The 15,429-nt window shown below is 72.2% G+C and carries 16 protein-coding genes and 1 pseudogene; 12 read left to right on the top strand and 5 right to left on the bottom strand.

Annotated elements, in window-relative coordinates:
- Positions 1 to 509 (bottom strand): annotated as a pseudogene (locus tag KGA66_RS24180) (hypothetical protein); the annotation flags it as partial.
- 452 nt (positions 510 to 961) lie between these two features.
- Between KGA66_RS24180 and KGA66_RS24175 the strand changes: the two are divergent.
- From KGA66_RS24175 to KGA66_RS24165, 3 genes are all read left to right on the top strand, one after another.
- The gene (locus KGA66_RS24175; RefSeq protein ID WP_211470969.1) at positions 962 to 2,488 is read left to right on the top strand and encodes a serine/threonine-protein kinase; all 1,527 of its coding nucleotides are present in this window, start codon (positions 962 to 964) and stop codon (positions 2,486 to 2,488) included.
- Between the two features lie 164 nt (positions 2,489 to 2,652).
- Positions 2,653 to 3,585: a cation diffusion facilitator family transporter gene (locus KGA66_RS24170; protein ID WP_211470967.1), complete on the top strand. Its 933-nt coding sequence runs from the start codon at positions 2,653 to 2,655 to the stop codon at positions 3,583 to 3,585.
- A 61-nt stretch (positions 3,586 to 3,646) separates the two neighbouring features.
- On the top strand, positions 3,647 to 4,072 hold the full coding sequence (locus KGA66_RS24165; protein WP_211470965.1) for a PPOX class F420-dependent oxidoreductase: 426 nt from the start codon (positions 3,647 to 3,649) through the stop codon (positions 4,070 to 4,072).
- Between the two features lie 46 nt (positions 4,073 to 4,118).
- Here KGA66_RS24165 and KGA66_RS24160 read toward each other — a convergent pair whose 3' ends face one another.
- Complete coding sequence (locus KGA66_RS24160) at positions 4,119 to 4,916, bottom strand: DNA-formamidopyrimidine glycosylase family protein (protein WP_211470963.1); 798 nt, start codon at positions 4,914 to 4,916, stop codon at positions 4,119 to 4,121.
- Positions 4,917 to 4,961: 45 nt separating this feature from the next.
- Positions 4,962 to 5,402, bottom strand: coding sequence for a TIGR03668 family PPOX class F420-dependent oxidoreductase (locus tag KGA66_RS24155; RefSeq protein ID WP_211470961.1), 441 nt, complete (start codon positions 5,400 to 5,402; stop codon positions 4,962 to 4,964).
- Between the two features lie 117 nt (positions 5,403 to 5,519).
- Here KGA66_RS24155 and KGA66_RS24150 point away from each other — a divergent pair, with 117 nt between their 5' ends.
- From KGA66_RS24150 to KGA66_RS24140, 3 genes are all read left to right on the top strand, one after another.
- A complete protein-coding gene (locus KGA66_RS24150; RefSeq protein WP_211470959.1) occupies positions 5,520 to 5,792 on the top strand; it encodes a DUF1876 domain-containing protein in 273 nt (90 codons plus the stop codon).
- Entirely contained in the window at positions 5,789 to 6,283 is a 495-nt protein-coding gene (locus KGA66_RS24145; protein WP_211470957.1) for a universal stress protein, read from the top strand. Before KGA66_RS24150 ends, KGA66_RS24145 begins: the two co-directional genes overlap by 4 nt.
- 61 nt (positions 6,284 to 6,344) lie before the next feature.
- Entirely contained in the window at positions 6,345 to 7,394 is a 1,050-nt protein-coding gene (locus KGA66_RS24140; RefSeq protein WP_211470955.1) for a hypothetical protein, read from the top strand.
- A 73-nt stretch (positions 7,395 to 7,467) separates the two neighbouring features.
- On the opposite strand, the gene KGA66_RS24135 is transcribed toward KGA66_RS24140, so the two are convergent.
- Positions 7,468 to 8,742 (bottom strand): ROK family transcriptional regulator, encoded by a 1,275-nt coding sequence (locus KGA66_RS24135; RefSeq protein WP_211470953.1) that lies wholly within the window; start codon positions 8,740 to 8,742, stop codon positions 7,468 to 7,470.
- A 112-nt stretch (positions 8,743 to 8,854) separates the two neighbouring features.
- Here KGA66_RS24135 and KGA66_RS24130 point away from each other — a divergent pair, with 112 nt between their 5' ends.
- The 6 genes from KGA66_RS24130 to KGA66_RS24105 all read left to right on the top strand — a co-directional run bounded on the left by KGA66_RS24130 (position 8,855) and on the right by KGA66_RS24105 (position 14,931).
- Positions 8,855 to 10,024: a Gfo/Idh/MocA family protein gene (locus KGA66_RS24130; protein ID WP_211470951.1), complete on the top strand. Its 1,170-nt coding sequence runs from the start codon at positions 8,855 to 8,857 to the stop codon at positions 10,022 to 10,024.
- Positions 10,025 to 10,029: 5 nt separating this feature from the next.
- Complete coding sequence (locus tag KGA66_RS24125) at positions 10,030 to 10,950, top strand: sugar phosphate isomerase/epimerase family protein (RefSeq protein WP_211470949.1); 921 nt, start codon at positions 10,030 to 10,032, stop codon at positions 10,948 to 10,950.
- Between the two features lie 83 nt (positions 10,951 to 11,033).
- A complete protein-coding gene (locus tag KGA66_RS24120; RefSeq protein ID WP_211470948.1) occupies positions 11,034 to 11,795 on the top strand; it encodes a sugar phosphate isomerase/epimerase family protein in 762 nt (253 codons plus the stop codon).
- Entirely contained in the window at positions 11,792 to 12,895 is a 1,104-nt protein-coding gene (locus KGA66_RS24115) for a Gfo/Idh/MocA family protein (RefSeq protein ID WP_211470946.1), read from the top strand. Before KGA66_RS24120 ends, KGA66_RS24115 begins: the two co-directional genes overlap by 4 nt.
- Positions 12,896 to 12,923: 28 nt before the next feature.
- A complete protein-coding gene (locus tag KGA66_RS24110; RefSeq protein ID WP_211470944.1) occupies positions 12,924 to 14,210 on the top strand; it encodes an FAD-binding protein in 1,287 nt (428 codons plus the stop codon).
- Positions 14,211 to 14,343: 133 nt separating this feature from the next.
- Complete coding sequence (locus KGA66_RS24105) at positions 14,344 to 14,931, top strand: YceI family protein (protein WP_211470942.1); 588 nt, start codon at positions 14,344 to 14,346, stop codon at positions 14,929 to 14,931.
- A gap of 91 nt (positions 14,932 to 15,022) precedes the next feature.
- On the opposite strand, the gene KGA66_RS24100 is transcribed toward KGA66_RS24105, so the two are convergent.
- On the bottom strand, positions 15,023 to 15,429 hold a 407-nt coding region (locus KGA66_RS24100; RefSeq protein WP_211470940.1), incomplete at its 5' end, for an RICIN domain-containing protein.

Raw genomic sequence — 15,429 nt, 5'->3', positions numbered from 1 at the left:
GGCACGGGGCGCATCGGTGCCGGATGCGGCTGAGGCGGACGCGGCGGGGTCAGTTGCGGCGGCAGCGGCGGTGCCGGGGTGTGGGGCGCGGCACCGGGATACGGCGGCGGCAGCGCGGGCTGCCCTCGGCGCTGCTGGGGACGCGGCGGCTCGGGCTGCTCCTCGCGCCGGTACATCGGCCGGAAGTCGTCCTCGCGCCGGACACCGCTGCCGCCGGGCAAGCCGCCCGGACCGTCGTCGCCGTCGGGAACGTCCGGACGATGCCGGGAGTGCTCGGAGCGCCGGTCGACACTCGCCTGGCCACCCACGCTCGGACGCGCCCAGGGGTCCACTGGCGTACCGGCCGCGCCGGGCGCGCCCGGCGCGGGCTCCTGCTGCCACGGCTGCTGCCGGTCCCAGGGCCGTCTCAGCTGTTGCTCGCGCTCCCACGCCTGGAACTTCTCGGACTTGCCGTCGCCGCCACCGGCGCCGCCCTCGCCGCCCTGATACCAGCCGTGCTCGTCGCTCATCGGCCCGGATCCCTTCCGTGCCAGCCGACGGCCTCGGCCGGACCGCGTCCGGGCCGACCTCGTAGACCGACTAACCGACTAACCGTTGTGTGCGTGTGCGAGTTGACTGTAGCGGCTGTCCGCTCGTCCAGTCACCGGTCCTTTGCCTGCGGCGCGCAAGCGGATGAGACCAGCGCAGTCAAGGTGAGCGCCCGAGGCCCGACGTTCGCCGGGCCGCCCGGCGCCGCCGCGGACGTTATGCGGCCTCTGATGAATCAGGCACTGGACGGCGCTGGTGAGCAAGAGCCCGTAGTCGAGCCCGTAGTCGAGCCCGCAGTGGAGGACGCAGTGGAGCCCGCCGTCTGCTGCCGGGGCGGCGCGCGGGCGCGGCCGGGTTCCCATGCCGGCCACCGATGCGGCCCCGCTTCCCGGTCTTCACCGGGCCGTCATCCCGGACAGGCGATAATCCCGGGATGGACTCCGCGATTCCGGGCTCGATGCCCGCGATGCCCGGCACCGTCGTGGCCGACCGATACCGCCTCGTGCGACCGCTCGGCGCGGGCAGCAGCGCCACGGTGTGGGAGGCCGCGGACACGGCGCTGGACCGCACTGTCGCGGTCAAGCTGTTGCACGGCTCGGCCCTTGCCGACCCGGCCGAGCGGGAACGGCTGCGACGCGAGGCGCGGGCGCTGGCCAGGCTCGCGCATCCGCGGGTCACGATCGTCTTCGACTATCTGGAGCAACCACAGGCGGACGGCAGCGTCCAGCCGGTGCTGGTGACCGAGCTGCTGCAAGGCTCCACGCTCGCGGACCGGCTGCGCCAGGGGCCGCTGCCGGCCGCCGACGCGGTCGCCGTGTGCGCGCAACTGGCCGACGCGCTGCGGGCGGCGCACGCGGCGGGCATCGTGCACCGCGACGTCAAGCCGGCCAACGTCATGCTCACGCCCGGCGGCGCGAAGCTGCTGGACTTCGGGATCGCCCTGGCCGCCACCGATTCGAACCTCACCGGCAGCATGGCGATCGGCACCCCCGCGTGCATGGCGCCCGAACAGCTGACCGGGCGGGGCGCCGTGCCCGCGACGGACCTGTACGCGCTCGGCTGCGTGCTGTACTGGTGCCTCACCGGACGGCCGCCATACCAGAGCTCTAACGTCGCCCAGGTGGCGCAAGGGCACGTATACGCACCGCCGCCGCCCCTGGATGACCCTGGTATACCGGCGGGCGTCGTCGACTTGTACATGCGTTGCATGGCAAAGGATCCCGCGCAGCGTCCGAGCGCCGACGATGTATTCAACCTGCTGACACATCCGCTGCAGAACCCGCCCCCGCTCACGCAGCGAACGATGGTGATGCCGTCCTTCGACGTGCCCGCCCAACCGACCGCACGGCCGGCCGCCCGGCCGACCGCGATCTACCGAGGATCACCCGAGGGACCGGGCGGCTCCCGTGTCCGGCTGCTGATCGGAGCGCTGGTCGTCGCGGCCGCGGCGGCGGGTACCACGGCCCTGGTCCTGAAGACCGGGAACTCCGGCGGCGCGACGGCCGGCCCGCCGCCGACCTCGCGCGCGTCGGTCGCGGCCTCCAGCGCGGCCGCGACGCCGCCGAGCCCGAGCACGCAGTCCTCCTCCCCCGCGGCGACCGACTCGGCGACCGCGGACCCGAACGCGTCGCTCGGCGACCCCGCGGCCGACCCGGTCGGCTACGTCGAGCGGGTGCGCGGGCAGATCGACGCGATGATCGCGCAGGGCCAGGACACCATCGACCCGAACACCGGCCGCGACCTGCAGAACTCGCTCAGCGACCTGGAGAACGCGATCACCGCGGCGCAGCGCAACGGTGGTAGCCGGCAACTGCGGGAGGTCCGCCAGAAGATCAGCGCGATACAGCAGAAGATCGCCGACGACCTGGACAACGGGCAGATCTCGCAGGACGCGGCCGACCAGCTCACCGGCGAGCTCCAGGACCTCTCGGACGCCGTGTCCGGCGGTCTCGGGAACTGACCCGCGCACACCGTCGCGATCCACGCCGCCGTTCCCGGTAGGGTGACGGGCACCGGGGCGAGCGCGCCGACGCGCATAACCGCATAACCGCATCACCGCATCACCGCATCACGGCACACGGCACACGGCACACGGCATCGACCACGACAAGGCGACATACACCGATGAGTTCCGCTGGGGGCACCAGGGCGATCATCGCCGCACTCGGGTCGAATCTCGCCATCGCGGTCTCGAAGCTGGTGGCCTTCGGGTTCAGCGGTTCGTCCTCGATGCTCGCCGAGGGCATCCACTCGATCGCGGATTCGGGCAACCAGGTGCTGCTCCTGGTCGGCGGCAAGCGGGCGGGGCGCGAGGCCACGGAACAGCACCCGTTCGGATACGGACGCGAACGCTACGTATACGGGTTCCTCGTCTCGATCGTGCTCTTCAGCCTGGGCGGCCTGTTCGCGGTGTATGAGGGCGTGAACAAGATCGGCCACCCGCATCCGCTGGAGAACTGGGCCTGGCCGGTCGGCGTGCTGCTGTTCGCCGTGATCGCCGAGGGCTTCTCGTTCCGCACCGCGATCGCCGAGTCGAACCGCGAGCGCGGCACGCAGAGCTGGGCGCAGTTCGTACGGCACGCGAAGGCACCGGAACTGCCGGTGGTGCTGCTGGAGGACTTCGGCGCGCTGATCGGCCTGGTACTGGCCTTTCTCGGGGTGCTGCTGACGCTGGCCACGCACGACGGGGTCTGGGACGGCGTCGCGACACTCGCGATCGGGCTGCTGCTCGGCGCCGCGGCGACGGTGCTCGGCATCGAGACCAAGAGTCTTCTGCTCGGCGAGGGCGCGAGCGCAGGCGTCGTGCAGCGGATCCGTGCCGCGCTGGTGGACGGCGAGGTGGTCAAGTCGGTGATCCACATGCGCACCATGCACCTGGGCCCGGACGAACTGCTGGTCGCGGCGAAGATCGCGGTGGACCACGACGACTCCGCGCTGGAAGTGGCCCGGGCGATCGATCAGGCCGAGCGCCGGGTGCGCGAGGCGGTCCCCATCGCGCGCGTGATCTATCTGGAGCCGGACATCCGGCGCGTGCCGGCCGCGAAATCGACCGGCTGAGGGATCGGCGCGCGCCCGGGATCGAACTGCGCCCGCGGGCCGGATGCGCCAGGCTTGATCCATGGCGACGATGACGAAAGAGCAGGCGCTCGACTTCCTCACGGCAGGCACGCGTACCGGCAAGCTGGCGACCGCGTCGAGCGTGGGCGCGCCGCACGTGGCGCCGGTCTGGTTCGTGCTGGACGGCGACGATCTGGTGTTCACGACGGCCGAGACCAGCGTGAAGGGCCGCCACCTGCGGGCCAATCCCCGGGCGGCGCTGACCGTGGACAGCGACGAGTACCCTTACCACTTCGTGGCCGTGCGCGGAGCCGTGACTTTGCTGGTGGATCCTGACGATCTGGTCGCGTGGGCGGCGAAAATCGCCGAGCGCTACGTTCCGGCCGGGCGAGCGGAGGAATACGGGCGGCGCAACGCGGTGCCGGGCGAACTGTTGTGTCGGCTCAGGATCGAGCGCGTCACCGGCGTCAGCGACATCGCGCTCTGAAGCGCGACCACAGCCGGCGTCACAAGCCGGCGTCGCGAGCGGCGGCCTACTGCGGCCCCGGTCCCTTCTGGCAACTCGGGCACCAGTACGTGACCCGCTCCTCCCCCGCCGTGCCCTGGTCCGCGACCCGGATCAGGGTTCCGCACCGCAGGCACGGGTCGTGCGCTCTGCCGTAGACCCAGTGCATGCGGCCGCGGCGCATATCGCCGGTGGTGACGTGGCCGTGGCGTGCCTTGTTCGCGTCGAGCAGCCGTTGCGCGAGCACGACCATGCGCGGCAGTTCGGCAACCTCCGCGACCGGCGTCCAGGGCGTCACGCCGCGCAGGAAGCACAACTCCGACTTGTACACGTTGCCGATGCCCGCCAGGTTGCGCTGGTCCAGCAGCGCCTCACCGACGGCGCGCCGCGGGGCCGCCAGCAGCCGGCGCACCGCCTCCGCGGCGTCCCAGTCCGGACCGAGCAGATCAGGGCCGAGGTGCCCGACGAGGGTGTCCTCCCGCGCCGTGGGCACCAGGTCGAGCACGGGCAGCCGGTAGCCGACGGCCGCGCGGTCGGCTGCGGCGAGGACCGCGCGGATCTCGTGGCTGGGGCCGCCGCGCCAGCGCTCGGCCGTGCGGTAGACCCGCCACACCCCGTCCATACGCAGGTGCGAATGCAGCGTGAGGCCGTTGTCGAGGCGGAAAAGCAGGTGCTTGCCGCGCGGGACCACGTCCTGGACTTGATGCCCGCGCAGGTCCGTCGTGGCGAGCCGTGGCACGCGCAGGTCGGATCGCACCAGCACCCGGCCGGCCAGCGCCTCGCGCAGCCGGTGCGCGGTGAGCCAGATCGTGTCGCCTTCGGGCATCCCTCCATCATGCCGCCGAACCGGGCCGCGGACCGGTCGTACCGGTCAGATTCCCAGCGCGGGCGGCGACGCGGCGAACGCCCAGCCGGACCACCTGCGCACAGCCACCTCGATCACCGGGCCATCCGGCGGATTCGACCGGTACCACGGGTAGCGCTCGGCCAACGCGCCGAGCACGCCGAAGGGCACGCTCCCGGCCTCGACGACGCGGGCCGTGCCGTCCGCGCGCGCCCACCACAACCGGTTCCAGTCCTCGTCGTAGTGCTGAGCGAGGAGGCACACGCGCGGGTCGGCCGCGATGTTGCGCAGCCGTTTGAGGCCGCGCGAGCGCTTCGGCTTGTCGTCGATCGCGATGTACACCGCGTCCCCGGAGACGAGGAAGGTGACCGGAACCAGGTGCGCGGCACCGGTCTCGTCGCTGGTGCCGAGCACCGCGACCTGGCTGGCGGCGAAACGCGCACGCGCTTGATCGTCGGAGAGTTCCACATTCCGACGCTAACGCCACGGCCGCGCGGGGGCCGCCGGCGCGGTCCCCGGACTCTGGTGTTCCCGGACCGGCTGATGCACGCTGGACTGATACCGCGGAAGGCAGGTGAGGCGATAATGCAGCAGACGATCGCCGGCTGGCACAGCGAGGTGACCTTCCACGAGGCCGGGGCCAAGACCCGGGCGACGGCGCTGCTCCGGCTTCCCGACGGCACCGAACTGCGCGCACACGGTCACGCGAGCAAGCACCCGAACGACCCGGTCCAGACCCGCGTGGGCGAGGAACTGGCGGCAGCCCGAGCGCTCAACGACCTGGCCCGGCAACTGCTGGCCCGGGCGAGCGAGCACATCGAGTCCGCCACGCACAGCCCGGCGCACCCGGCGCTGTGAACGCGGGCGCGGCCCGGATCAAGCGGATCGCGGTCGCCTACGATGATTCCGCGGGCGCCCGCACGGCGTTGGCCCGGGCCGTGGCGCTGACGAGCATCCTGCCGCAAGCCCGGCTGATCGTGATCGCGGTCGACGAGGTGCCCGAGCGGGTCCCCGTCTTCGCCCCGGCCGCCTCGGGCGGTCCCCGCCGTATCGAACTGTCCGGCGAGCCGAAGGACGACGAACCGGCCGCGACCACCGGTGCCGTGGCACACGGTAGGGAATGGTTGCGTTCAGCTCTCGAATACACACAGCGGCACGGCGTAACGACCACGTGCGAGTTGCACACCGGGCATCCGGCGGGGCAGATCCTCATCGTGGCCCGCGCGGCGCGCGCCGACCTGCTGGTCATCGGGCACAGCCGGCACCCTGAGCTGCACAACCGCGTCCTCGGCTCGACGGCCGAACAGGTCGCGCGGCACGCGTTCTGCTCGGTGCTGATCGCTCGCTGAGTGCACGACGGGCACACGCGAAGCACACGTCGGGCACACGCGGCCGAGGAGGGCGCACGGGATGGATTTCCGGAGGTACTGGCCGACGGCTCCGGCCTGGCTGCGTCGTCGCCGGGCCACACCGGACCCCGGTGCGCTGACCCCGCAGCCCGTACCGGACTGCGCCTTCGACCCGCGCGGTGGTCCGGCGGCCGAACCGCGCACGCTCGCGCTCCTCTCGCTCATCGAGGACGTCACGGCGGCGGACGGGCACCGCTATGGCGCGGCCGACGACAGCGGGTGCGAGATGCACTGCGCCAAGATCATCGCGGATGATGGCGGCGGAACCGATAAGGATGCGCGGTACCTCGCCGTCTATCACAGCACGCTGCGCGACGGCCAGTTCCACGTCGCCCTCGCGGTCTCCCGCGACCTGCTCGACTGGCGGCGTCTGCGCGAGTTCGGGCCGGGCGGCTCGCAGCCGACGATCGCCGCCGTGCCGGGCGGCGGCTACCTCGTCGCGTGGGAGCAGGAGCCGAGGAACCACATCGCGCTGCGGTACTTCGCGGACCGGACCGCGCTGGTCGGCGGTACGCCGCTGCGCTCTTTCGACGCCAGGCGCTCGCTCTCGCGGTGCGCCGAAGGCACTCCGAACATCTACGCGGTACGGCTGAACCCTGACATCGACCGCTCGGTCATCGAGCTCGGCGGCCACTACTGGTGGAGATGCGACCGGGACCGGCAGTTGCGCGCCACGCTGACCGATTTCAGCCGGTGGCGGGCCGCGCCGCAGCCCGGGTTCGACGCGGCGCTGCTGCGCTGGGGCGTCGGCGGGAACATCGGCGGGCGCGACCCACTGGAGTTCTTCGGGCACTCATACGCGCTGGTCGAGGCGCAGCATGTCAAGGGCGATTTCGGGTCCTGGCGCACCTACGTGTACGAGTACGAATCCGGGCTGGCGCATCCGGCGCGGATCCGCACCCACGGTGGCAGCTCGGCGTTCGCCAACCCGCATGTCACGGCCCTGACGGCGCCGGACGGCCGCCGCGCGCTGGCGGTCAGCCTGTTCCTGCCCGGGGAGGGCGCGGCACCGGGCGAAGGGGGCCAGTTGCTCTACTACCGCGGGTACTGACCGATGCGGACGGCGCGGAAGACGCCGGTGGTGCCGGACGTGTGGACGGTGCCGGACGTGTGGACGGCGCGGCTCAACGGATCGCCGCGGACACCGGCCGTGCCAGCAGCTTCTCGATGCCCCGCGGGGAGAGCAGGTGCCGCGCCGCCATCCGGGCCGCGCCCTCTACGCCCGCGCGCTCGCCCAGCGCGGAGGTCTCGATGGAAAGGCTGCGCGTCGCCAGCGGCAGTGCCCTGCGATAGATGACGCCGCGGATGTCGGCCAGCAGGTCCTCGTGCAGCTGCGCGATACTGCCGCCCAGGACGATCGCGTCCGGGTTGTGGAAGCTGACCAGGGACGCGAGCACCTCGCCGATCTGCTGCCCGGCCAGGCGTACCCGGCGGCGCGCGACCGGATTGCCCTCGGAGACCAGCCGCACCACGTCGCGCCCGCCGGCGGCCGGCAGCCCGGCCTCGCGCAGCGCCCTCGCGATCGCCGAGCCCGAGGCGACCGCCTCCACGCAACCGGTGTTGCCGCAGTGGCAGAGCACGTCCTCGTGTCCGGGCAGCGGGATGTGGCCTATGTCCCCGGCGGCGCCGGCCGCGCCGCGGTGCAGCGTGCCGTTGGAGATGATGCCGCAGCCGATACCGGTGCCGACCTTGATGTACAGCAGGTGCTTGGAGTCGCGGCGGTGGCTGTACTCACCGAACGCCATCATGTTCACGTCGTTGTCCACGAGCACTGTCGTGCTCGCGTCGTACTGCCCGGCGACACCGCTCGCTGCGATACCGCGCTCATCAGGACTTCGCGCCTGGGGATCGTGCTTCTCAAAGCAGTGTTCTTCAAAATACGCCGGAACCCGGTAGCCGTCCCAGCCCTGCATGATCGGCGGGCGGATCACCGTGCCGGTCTCGTGCTCGACCGGACCAGGCACCCCGATGCTGAACGCCCGCAGGTGTGCCGGTGGCCGGTCCGCGCGCTCGAGCAGTTCGGCGGTCAGCCGGTGCACACCTGCCAGCGTGCGCTGCGGACCGTCGTTGATGTCTATCTCGCACACCGTCTCGGCCACCGGCATCCCGCCGAGCGTGGTCAACGCGAGCCGGCAGTGGGTGGCCCCGAGGTCCACCGCGCAGATCAGCGCGTCAGCGGCCAGTTGCAGGGCGAGCGGCGGGCGGCCGCGCTCGGTGACCACCGGCTCGCTCTCCACCAGCAGGCCGCGCTCCACCAGCAGATCGACCCGCTGCGCCACGGCCGCGCGGGAAAGGCCGGTGGCCTGCGCGAGCCGGCCGCGCGTGGTGGCGGTCGAGTCGGCCACCAGACAGGCCAGCTCGCTGAGCGCGGCGAGATGCCGCCCGCCGAGACTGCCCATGAGGCTCCCACCGCCGCCCTGGTCCGATTTATGACAGAACTTAGCGTAAATCTCGCCATTGTCAACGTAAAGAGCCGGGTTTAGCGTACCGGTGAACCGAATGGAGGTCGGGATGGTCGAGGCGCCGCTGCGCGTGGCGATCGCCGGCGCCGGCATGGTCGCGCGGCTGCACCTGGACGCCGCCCGGCGTGCCGGGGCGTACGTGGTCGGCGTCTGCGCGTCCACGCCCGAACGGGGAAAACTGGCCGCCGAACGCTTCGGTCTGGCGCGCGCCTTCGAGACCGCCGAACAGCTCGCGGTCAGCGACGAGGTCGACGTCGTCCACGTGTGCACGCCGAACGACTCGCACGTGCGTCTCGCCGAACTGGCGCTGCGCGCGGGTAAGCACGTCGTCTGCGAAAAGCCGCTGGCCCCCGCGGCCGGGGAGGCGGACGCGCTGGTGCGGCTGGCACGCGAGAGCGGCCTGATCGCGGCCGTGCCCTTCGTGTACCGCTACCACCCGATGGCCGTCGAGGCGCGGGAACGGGTGCGCGGCGGCTACACCGGCGAGGTGCGGCTGATCCACGGCCACTACCTGCAGGACTGGCTTTCCCGGCCGGGCGACAACAACTGGCGGGTGGATCCGCGGCTCGGCGGCCCCTCCCGGGCGTTCGCGGACATCGGCTCGCACTGGTGCGACCTGGTCGAGTGGGTCACCGGGCACCGCATCAGCGAGCTGATCGCCGAGACGCAGACGGTCCTGCCGACGCGCTTCGGCTCCGGCCGGCAGACCTTCTCCGACGGCGCTTCGCGGCGCGGCCCGCAGCGCGGCCCCCGACGCGGGCCGCACAGCGCCGGCGCACGGGTCACCACCGAGGACGCGGTGCAGGTGCTGTTGCGGACCGACCGCGGCGCGTCCGGGGCGCTGACCGTCTCCCAGGTCTCCCCCGGGCGCAAGAACCGGCTGTGGTTCGAGATCGACGGCGCCGAGGCGAGCCTGGCCTTCGACCAGGAGAACCCCGAGTCGCTGTTCGCCGGGTCGCGCGCGGGCAACGCCCGGCTGCTGCGTGATGCCGCGCTGCTCTCCCCCGAGGCCGCGCGTCTGAGCGTGCTGCCTCCCGGCCACCCGATGGGGTACGCCGACTGCTTCGCGGGCTTCGTCGCCGACGTGTACGCGGCCGTGCGGGCCGAAGCCGCGCCGCACGTCCCCGTGTTCCCGACCTTCGCCGACGCCGCCCGCACCGTCCGTCTGACCGAGGCGGTCCTGCTCTCCGCCCGCTCCCGCTCCTGGATCGAGGTGTAGTCCCCGTGAAGCTGGGTTTCCTCACCGCCTGCCTGCCGCGGCTGCCGCTGGAAGACATCGCCGCCTGGGCCGGCGAGCACGGCTACCAGGCGCTGGAGGTGGCCACCTGGCCGTCCACCGGGTCCCGGGACTTCGAAGCCGCCCACATCGACGTGGCGCACTTCGGCGAGGGCGAGGCCGAGCGCATCAGGGCCCTGTTCGACCGGCACGGCCTGGTGCTCTCCGCCCTGGCCTACTACGAGAACAACCTGCACCCGCACGAGCCGCGCCGGCGCGAGATCGCCGACCACGTGCGCCGCAACGTGGACGCGGCGCGGCTGCTCGGCGTCCCCTATGTCGGCACGTTCATCGGCCGCGACCCGGGGCTCTCGGTGAAGGAGAACGTCGCGCTGGCCGAACGGGTCCTGCCGCCGCTGGTCGAGTACGCCGGCGAGCGCGGCGTCAAGCTCATCATCGAGAACTGCGTCATGGAGGGCTGGCACCCGGACGGCTACCCGGGAAACCTGGCCTACTCGCCGGAGCTGTGGGAGTGGATGTTCTCCCTCGGCTTCTACCTCAACTACGACCCCTCGCACCTGCTGTGGCTCGGCATCGACCCGGTCGAGGCGCTGCGTCCCTACGTCGACCGCATTCCGCACGCACAGGCCAAGGACGCCCAGATCGACCCGCGCGCCCGCGTGCGTTACGGCTTCTTCGGCAGGACCCTGAGCCGGCAGGACCCGTGGGACGTGGGCTGGTGGCGCTACCGGGTGCCGGGGCTCGGCCAGGTGGACTGGCGGGCGGTGGTGGACGCGCTGTACGAGGGCGGATTCGGCGGGGTGCTCTCCGTCGAGCACGAGGACCCGGTCTGGGGCGGGGACGAGACCCGAGTGAAGCAGGGACTTGAGATCGCGCACCGCACGCTGCGGCCGCTGATCGTCGACTGACGGTCCGCCGGCCGGGCGCACACCCGCGCACCCACACTCCCGCAAACCGGGGGACGAGAACGGAACAGGAGCAGCGGCAAACCATGACCAACCCGATCAGCGTGCAGCTCTACAGCGTGCGCGAGCACATGGCCGCGGACCGCGACGCCACGCTGCGCCGCGTCGCCGGCCTCGGATACCGGGCGGTGGAGCCCTACAACCCGGCGGACGACCCGAAGGGCTTCCGGGCGCTGGCCGATGAGCTGGGCCTTACCGTCTCCGGCACGCACGCGGGCGGTCTGGTGCGCGAGCCGGAGCCGGGGCCCACCTTCGAGGCGGTCGCGCGGCTGGGCACCGAACTGGCGATCGTGCCGGCGGGCATCCCCGAGCAGGAGTTCACCACCCTCGACGGCATCGCCCGCGCGGCGGACCTGCTCAACGGCCTGGCCGAGCAGGCAAGCGGATACGGGCTCAAGCTCGCCTACCACAACCACTGGTGGGAGTTCGAGCCGAGGATCGACGGGGTGCACGCGCTGGAGGTGCTGGCACAGCGGCTCAGCCCGCGGGTCTTCCTGGAGATCGACACCTACTGGGCCGCGGTCGCCGGCGCTCAGGTGCCCGAGCTGCTGGAAAGGCTCGGCGAGCGCGTGGTGGCGCTGCACGTCAAGGACGGCCCGATGGTCAAGGGCGAACCGAACACCGCGGTCGGCACGGGCGCGATGCCGGTGCGCGCGATCCTCGACGCCCGCCCGGACGCCTGGCGGGTCGTGGAATTCGACAGCTGCGCGGGCGACGTCTTCGAGGCGCTGGCGGCCAGCCACGCCTACCTGACCGCCGTGCGGGACGGCCGGGGCGGGCCGGCATGACCGGCGCACCGGTCGGCGTCGCGATCGTCGGCGCCGGAGTGATCAGCGGTGCGTACCTGAAGAACCTCACCGCCTTCCCGGACGTGCGCGTCCTGGCCATCGCGGACCTCGATGCCGAGCGCGCGGCGGCGGTCGCCGCGCAGCACGGCGTGCCGGTCAGCGGCGGCCTGGAGGCCGTGCTGGCGGTCCCCGAGGTGGAGGTGGTGGTCAACCTGACCACCCCGGCCGCGCACACCGCCGTCGCGCACGCCGCGCTCAACGCGGGCAAGCACGTGTACGGCGAGAAGCCGCTGGCCCTCGACCCGGCCTCCGGGGCCCGGCTGCTGGCCGAGGCTCAGGCGGCCGGGCTGCGGGTCGGCAACGCCCCGGACACGTTCCTCGGCGCGGGCATCCAGTCCTCGCTGCGCGCGCTGCGCTCCGGGGTGATCGGGCAGCCGGTCGCGGTGACCACGGTGATCCAGAACGCCGGTCCCGAGTCGTGGCATCCGAACCCGCAGTTCCTGTTCCAGGCCGGCGCGGGCCCGCTCTACGACATCGGCCCCTACTACCTGACCGCGCTGACGGCGCTGCTCGGTCCGGCCGCACGCGTGGCGGCGAGCGCGCGCCGGGCACGTGCGCAACGGGTGATCGGCTCCGGGCCGCTCGCGGGCACCGTGTTCGACGTCGAGGTCCCGACGCATGTGACGGCCCTGATCGACCTGGCCGGCGGCCCGAGCGTGGCGTCCACCTACAGCTTCGACTCGCCGGTGCGCCGCCGCATGATCGAGATCACCGGCACCGAGGGCACGCTTTCGGTCCCCGATCCGAACACCTTCACGGGACCGGTGCTGGTGCGCGGCCCGAAGGACGAGGACTGGCGCGAACTGCCGGTGCGCGGCCCGGTGGCGGGCCGCGGCCTGGGCGTGCTGGACCTGGCGCGGGCGCTGCGCGCCGACGAGCCGCACCGGGCCTGCGGGCAGTTGGCGCAGCACGTGCTGGAGACGATGGCCGCGATCGCCGACTCCGCGGCCGCCGGCGAATTCCGGCAGGTGCCCGGGGGCGTGCCGGCGCCCGCGCCGCTACCGGACGACTGGGATCCGTACGCGAGTACGCTGGCCTGACGGCTCGGCGGAACGGGAGTGGGCGCGCATGGCGGATGACAGCGGTCTGTCGAACTGGGCCGGGAACATCGTCTTCCGCGCGGCGCGGGTGCACCGCCCGGAGACGATCGCGGACCTGCGCTCGATCGTCGCCGCCGCGGCCAAAGTGCGTGCGCTGGGCACCGGGCACTGCTTCAACCGCATCGCCGACACACCGGAAGACCTGATCGTCGTCGGCGGGCTGCCGGCGCTGGTCGAGATCGACACCGCGAGCGCCACGGCGTCGATCTCGGCCGGGCTGCGTTACGCCGTGGTGGCCGAGCACCTGCAGCGCACGGGCTTCGCGCTGCCGAACCTGGCCTCGCTGCCGCACATCTCGGTCGCCGGAGCCTGCGCGACAGGCACCCACGGCTCGGGCGACCGCAACGGGGGTCTGGCCACGGCGGTCAGCGCGCTGCGGTTGGTCGGACCCGACGGCGACGTCGTGGAGCTGAGCCGCCGGGACGACCCGGAGCGCTTCCCGGGCGCGGTGGTCAACCTCGGCGCTCTGGGCGTGGTGACCACGATGACGCTCGATCTGGTGCCCGCGTTCGAGGTGGCGCAGTACGTCTACCTCGGCTTGTCGCTGGAACGGCTCGCGGTCGATTTCGACGCGGTCTTCGGCGCCGCGTACAGCGTCAGCGTGTTCACGCAGTGGGCCGGGGGCGAGGGCGCGGTGTGGCTCAAACGGGCGCTGCCTCCAGGCGGCGGCGACGCGCGGGCCGAAGGCGCCGCCGAGCCCGAGTGGCTCGGTGCCCGCCTCGCCGCGACGCCCCAGCACCCGATCCCGCACATGCCGGCCGAGTTCTGCACGCGGCAGGGCGGGGTGCCCGGGCCGTGGCACGAGCGCCTGCCGCACTTCCGCCCCGAGTTCACGCCGAGCGCGGGCGAGGAACTGCAAAGCGAGTTCCTGCTGCCGCGCGCGGCGGCCGCCCAGGCGATCGCGGCCCTGCTGGCGCTCGGCCCGTCGTTGTCCCCGGTGCTCCAGGTCTCCGAGATCCGCACGGTCGCCGCGGACGACCTGTGGCTCAGCCCCGCGTACGGGCGCGAGAGCGTCGCGTTCCACTTCACCTGGGTGAAGGACGCGGCGGCGGCGGCGCCCGTGGTCGCCGCGGTCGAGCGGGCGCTGGCGCCGCTGGGTGCGCGGCCGCACTGGGGCAAGGTCTGTTCGATGGAACCGGGCGCCGTGGCGGCGGCGTATGAACGTACGCCGGACTTCCGGCGGCTGATGACCGAGATCGATCCCGGCGGCAAGTTCCGCAACGCGTATGTCGAGGCGCTCTTCCCGACGGCGTGACGGTATGGTGAGCACCTCTGAACAGGCCGTGCGGGGCGCCCGTGCCATCTTCCCGACAGATGGTTGAAATTTATATTACGTTCCCGTAGGGTCTCCAGGTAGTTGAATATTCAAGTTACTGCGGAGGCGGAGCATGACCACGACTTCAAGCGCCATCCAGATCCCCGGTTACGTGGCGGGCACCTGGACCATCGATCCCGTGCACTCGGACGTGTCCTTCACGGTGCGGCACATGGTGGTCAGCAAGGTGCGCGGCTTCTTCCGCACCTTCGAGGGAACGCTGGTGACCGGCGAGAGCGCGCAGACCAGCGCCGTGACCGCCTCGATCGACATGAACTCGATCGACACCAACCAGGAGCAGCGCGACGCGCACATCCGCTCCGCAGACTTCTTCGAGGTCGAGAAGTACCCGACGATGACCTACCGTTCCACCGCTATCCGCCCGGACGGCGGCGACTGGATCGTCGACGGCGAACTGACCCTCAAGGGCGTCACCAAGCAGGTTCCGCTCACGCTGGAGCTCAACGGCTTCGGGCCGGACCCGTACGGCGGCTACCGCGCCGGGTTCTCCGCGAAGGGCGAGATCGACCGCAAGGACTTCAACGTCAACTTCCACGCGACGCTGGAGACCGGCGGCCTGGTGGTCAGCGACAAGGTGGCCATCGCGCTGGAGATCGAGGCGGTCCTGAACAAGGCCGAGGACGCCGGCGCCGAGGGCTGACGTTCGAGCCCCGCTGCGCCTGTCAGCACGCTTGACGCCGAAGGGCGGTCCGAAGCACCGGACCGCCCTTCGGCGTTCTGCGCGCGCCATTTCAGGTGGCTGCGATGGTCCATTCGTTGTTGGGGCTGGGATTGGGCGCCCACAGGATCGTGGAGGAGCCGACGCTGGTGCTGCCCGCGCCGTCCAGCGCGGTGCCCGTGGCGCGGTTGATGATGTGGTAGAGGCCCCGGCCTGCGGAGTACAGGCTCCACTGCTGGTCGTCGCTGCCGTTCCGCGGCTCCTGCCGGGCGATCGCCCCGTTGGAGCGGTCGCCCGCGCTGTCGGCGACCATGCCGTTGGCCTCGTTGACGATCTCGTAGTAGCCGTTGCCCAGGCTGCGCAGTTGCCACTGCAGATTCGGGCTGCCGTCGTAGTACCACTGCTTGAGCCGCGAACCTGGCGCCACGTTCCCGCCGCTGTCGAGCACCAGGCCGCTGGCCGCGTTCACCAGCTCCACCC

Source organism: Actinocrinis puniceicyclus (genome assembly GCF_018283645.1).
GTDB lineage: Bacteria > Actinomycetota > Actinomycetes > Streptomycetales > Catenulisporaceae > Actinocrinis > Actinocrinis puniceicyclus.
Note: the sequence above shows the minus strand (reverse complement) of the source record. Positions and strands in the feature narration are given on the sequence as shown.

What these genes read in the sequence shown, in the direction of transcription:
- KGA66_RS24110 (WP_211470944.1), top strand. Translation starts at nt 12,924, where the DNA reads ATGGCGGATGACAGCGGTCTGTCGAACTGGGCCGGGAACATCGTCTTC.
- KGA66_RS24105 (WP_211470942.1), top strand. Translation starts at nt 14,344, where the DNA reads ATGACCACGACTTCAAGCGCCATCCAGATCCCCGGTTACGTGGCGGGC.
- KGA66_RS24115 (WP_211470946.1), top strand. Translation starts at nt 11,792, where the DNA reads ATGACCGGCGCACCGGTCGGCGTCGCGATCGTCGGCGCCGGAGTGATC.
- KGA66_RS24135 (WP_211470953.1), bottom strand. Translation starts at nt 8,742, where the DNA reads ATGGGCAGTCTCGGCGGGCGGCATCTCGCCGCGCTCAGCGAGCTGGCC.
- KGA66_RS24130 (WP_211470951.1), top strand. Translation starts at nt 8,855, where the DNA reads ATGGTCGAGGCGCCGCTGCGCGTGGCGATCGCCGGCGCCGGCATGGTC.
- KGA66_RS24160 (WP_211470963.1), bottom strand. Translation starts at nt 4,916, where the DNA reads ATGCCCGAAGGCGACACGATCTGGCTCACCGCGCACCGGCTGCGCGAG.
- KGA66_RS24150 (WP_211470959.1), top strand. Translation starts at nt 5,520, where the DNA reads ATGCAGCAGACGATCGCCGGCTGGCACAGCGAGGTGACCTTCCACGAG.
- KGA66_RS24140 (WP_211470955.1), top strand. Translation starts at nt 6,345, where the DNA reads ATGGATTTCCGGAGGTACTGGCCGACGGCTCCGGCCTGGCTGCGTCGT.
- KGA66_RS24120 (WP_211470948.1), top strand. Translation starts at nt 11,034, where the DNA reads ATGACCAACCCGATCAGCGTGCAGCTCTACAGCGTGCGCGAGCACATG.
- KGA66_RS24165 (WP_211470965.1), top strand. Translation starts at nt 3,647, where the DNA reads ATGGCGACGATGACGAAAGAGCAGGCGCTCGACTTCCTCACGGCAGGC.
- KGA66_RS24170 (WP_211470967.1), top strand. Translation starts at nt 2,653, where the DNA reads ATGAGTTCCGCTGGGGGCACCAGGGCGATCATCGCCGCACTCGGGTCG.
- KGA66_RS24175 (WP_211470969.1), top strand. Translation starts at nt 962, where the DNA reads ATGGACTCCGCGATTCCGGGCTCGATGCCCGCGATGCCCGGCACCGTC.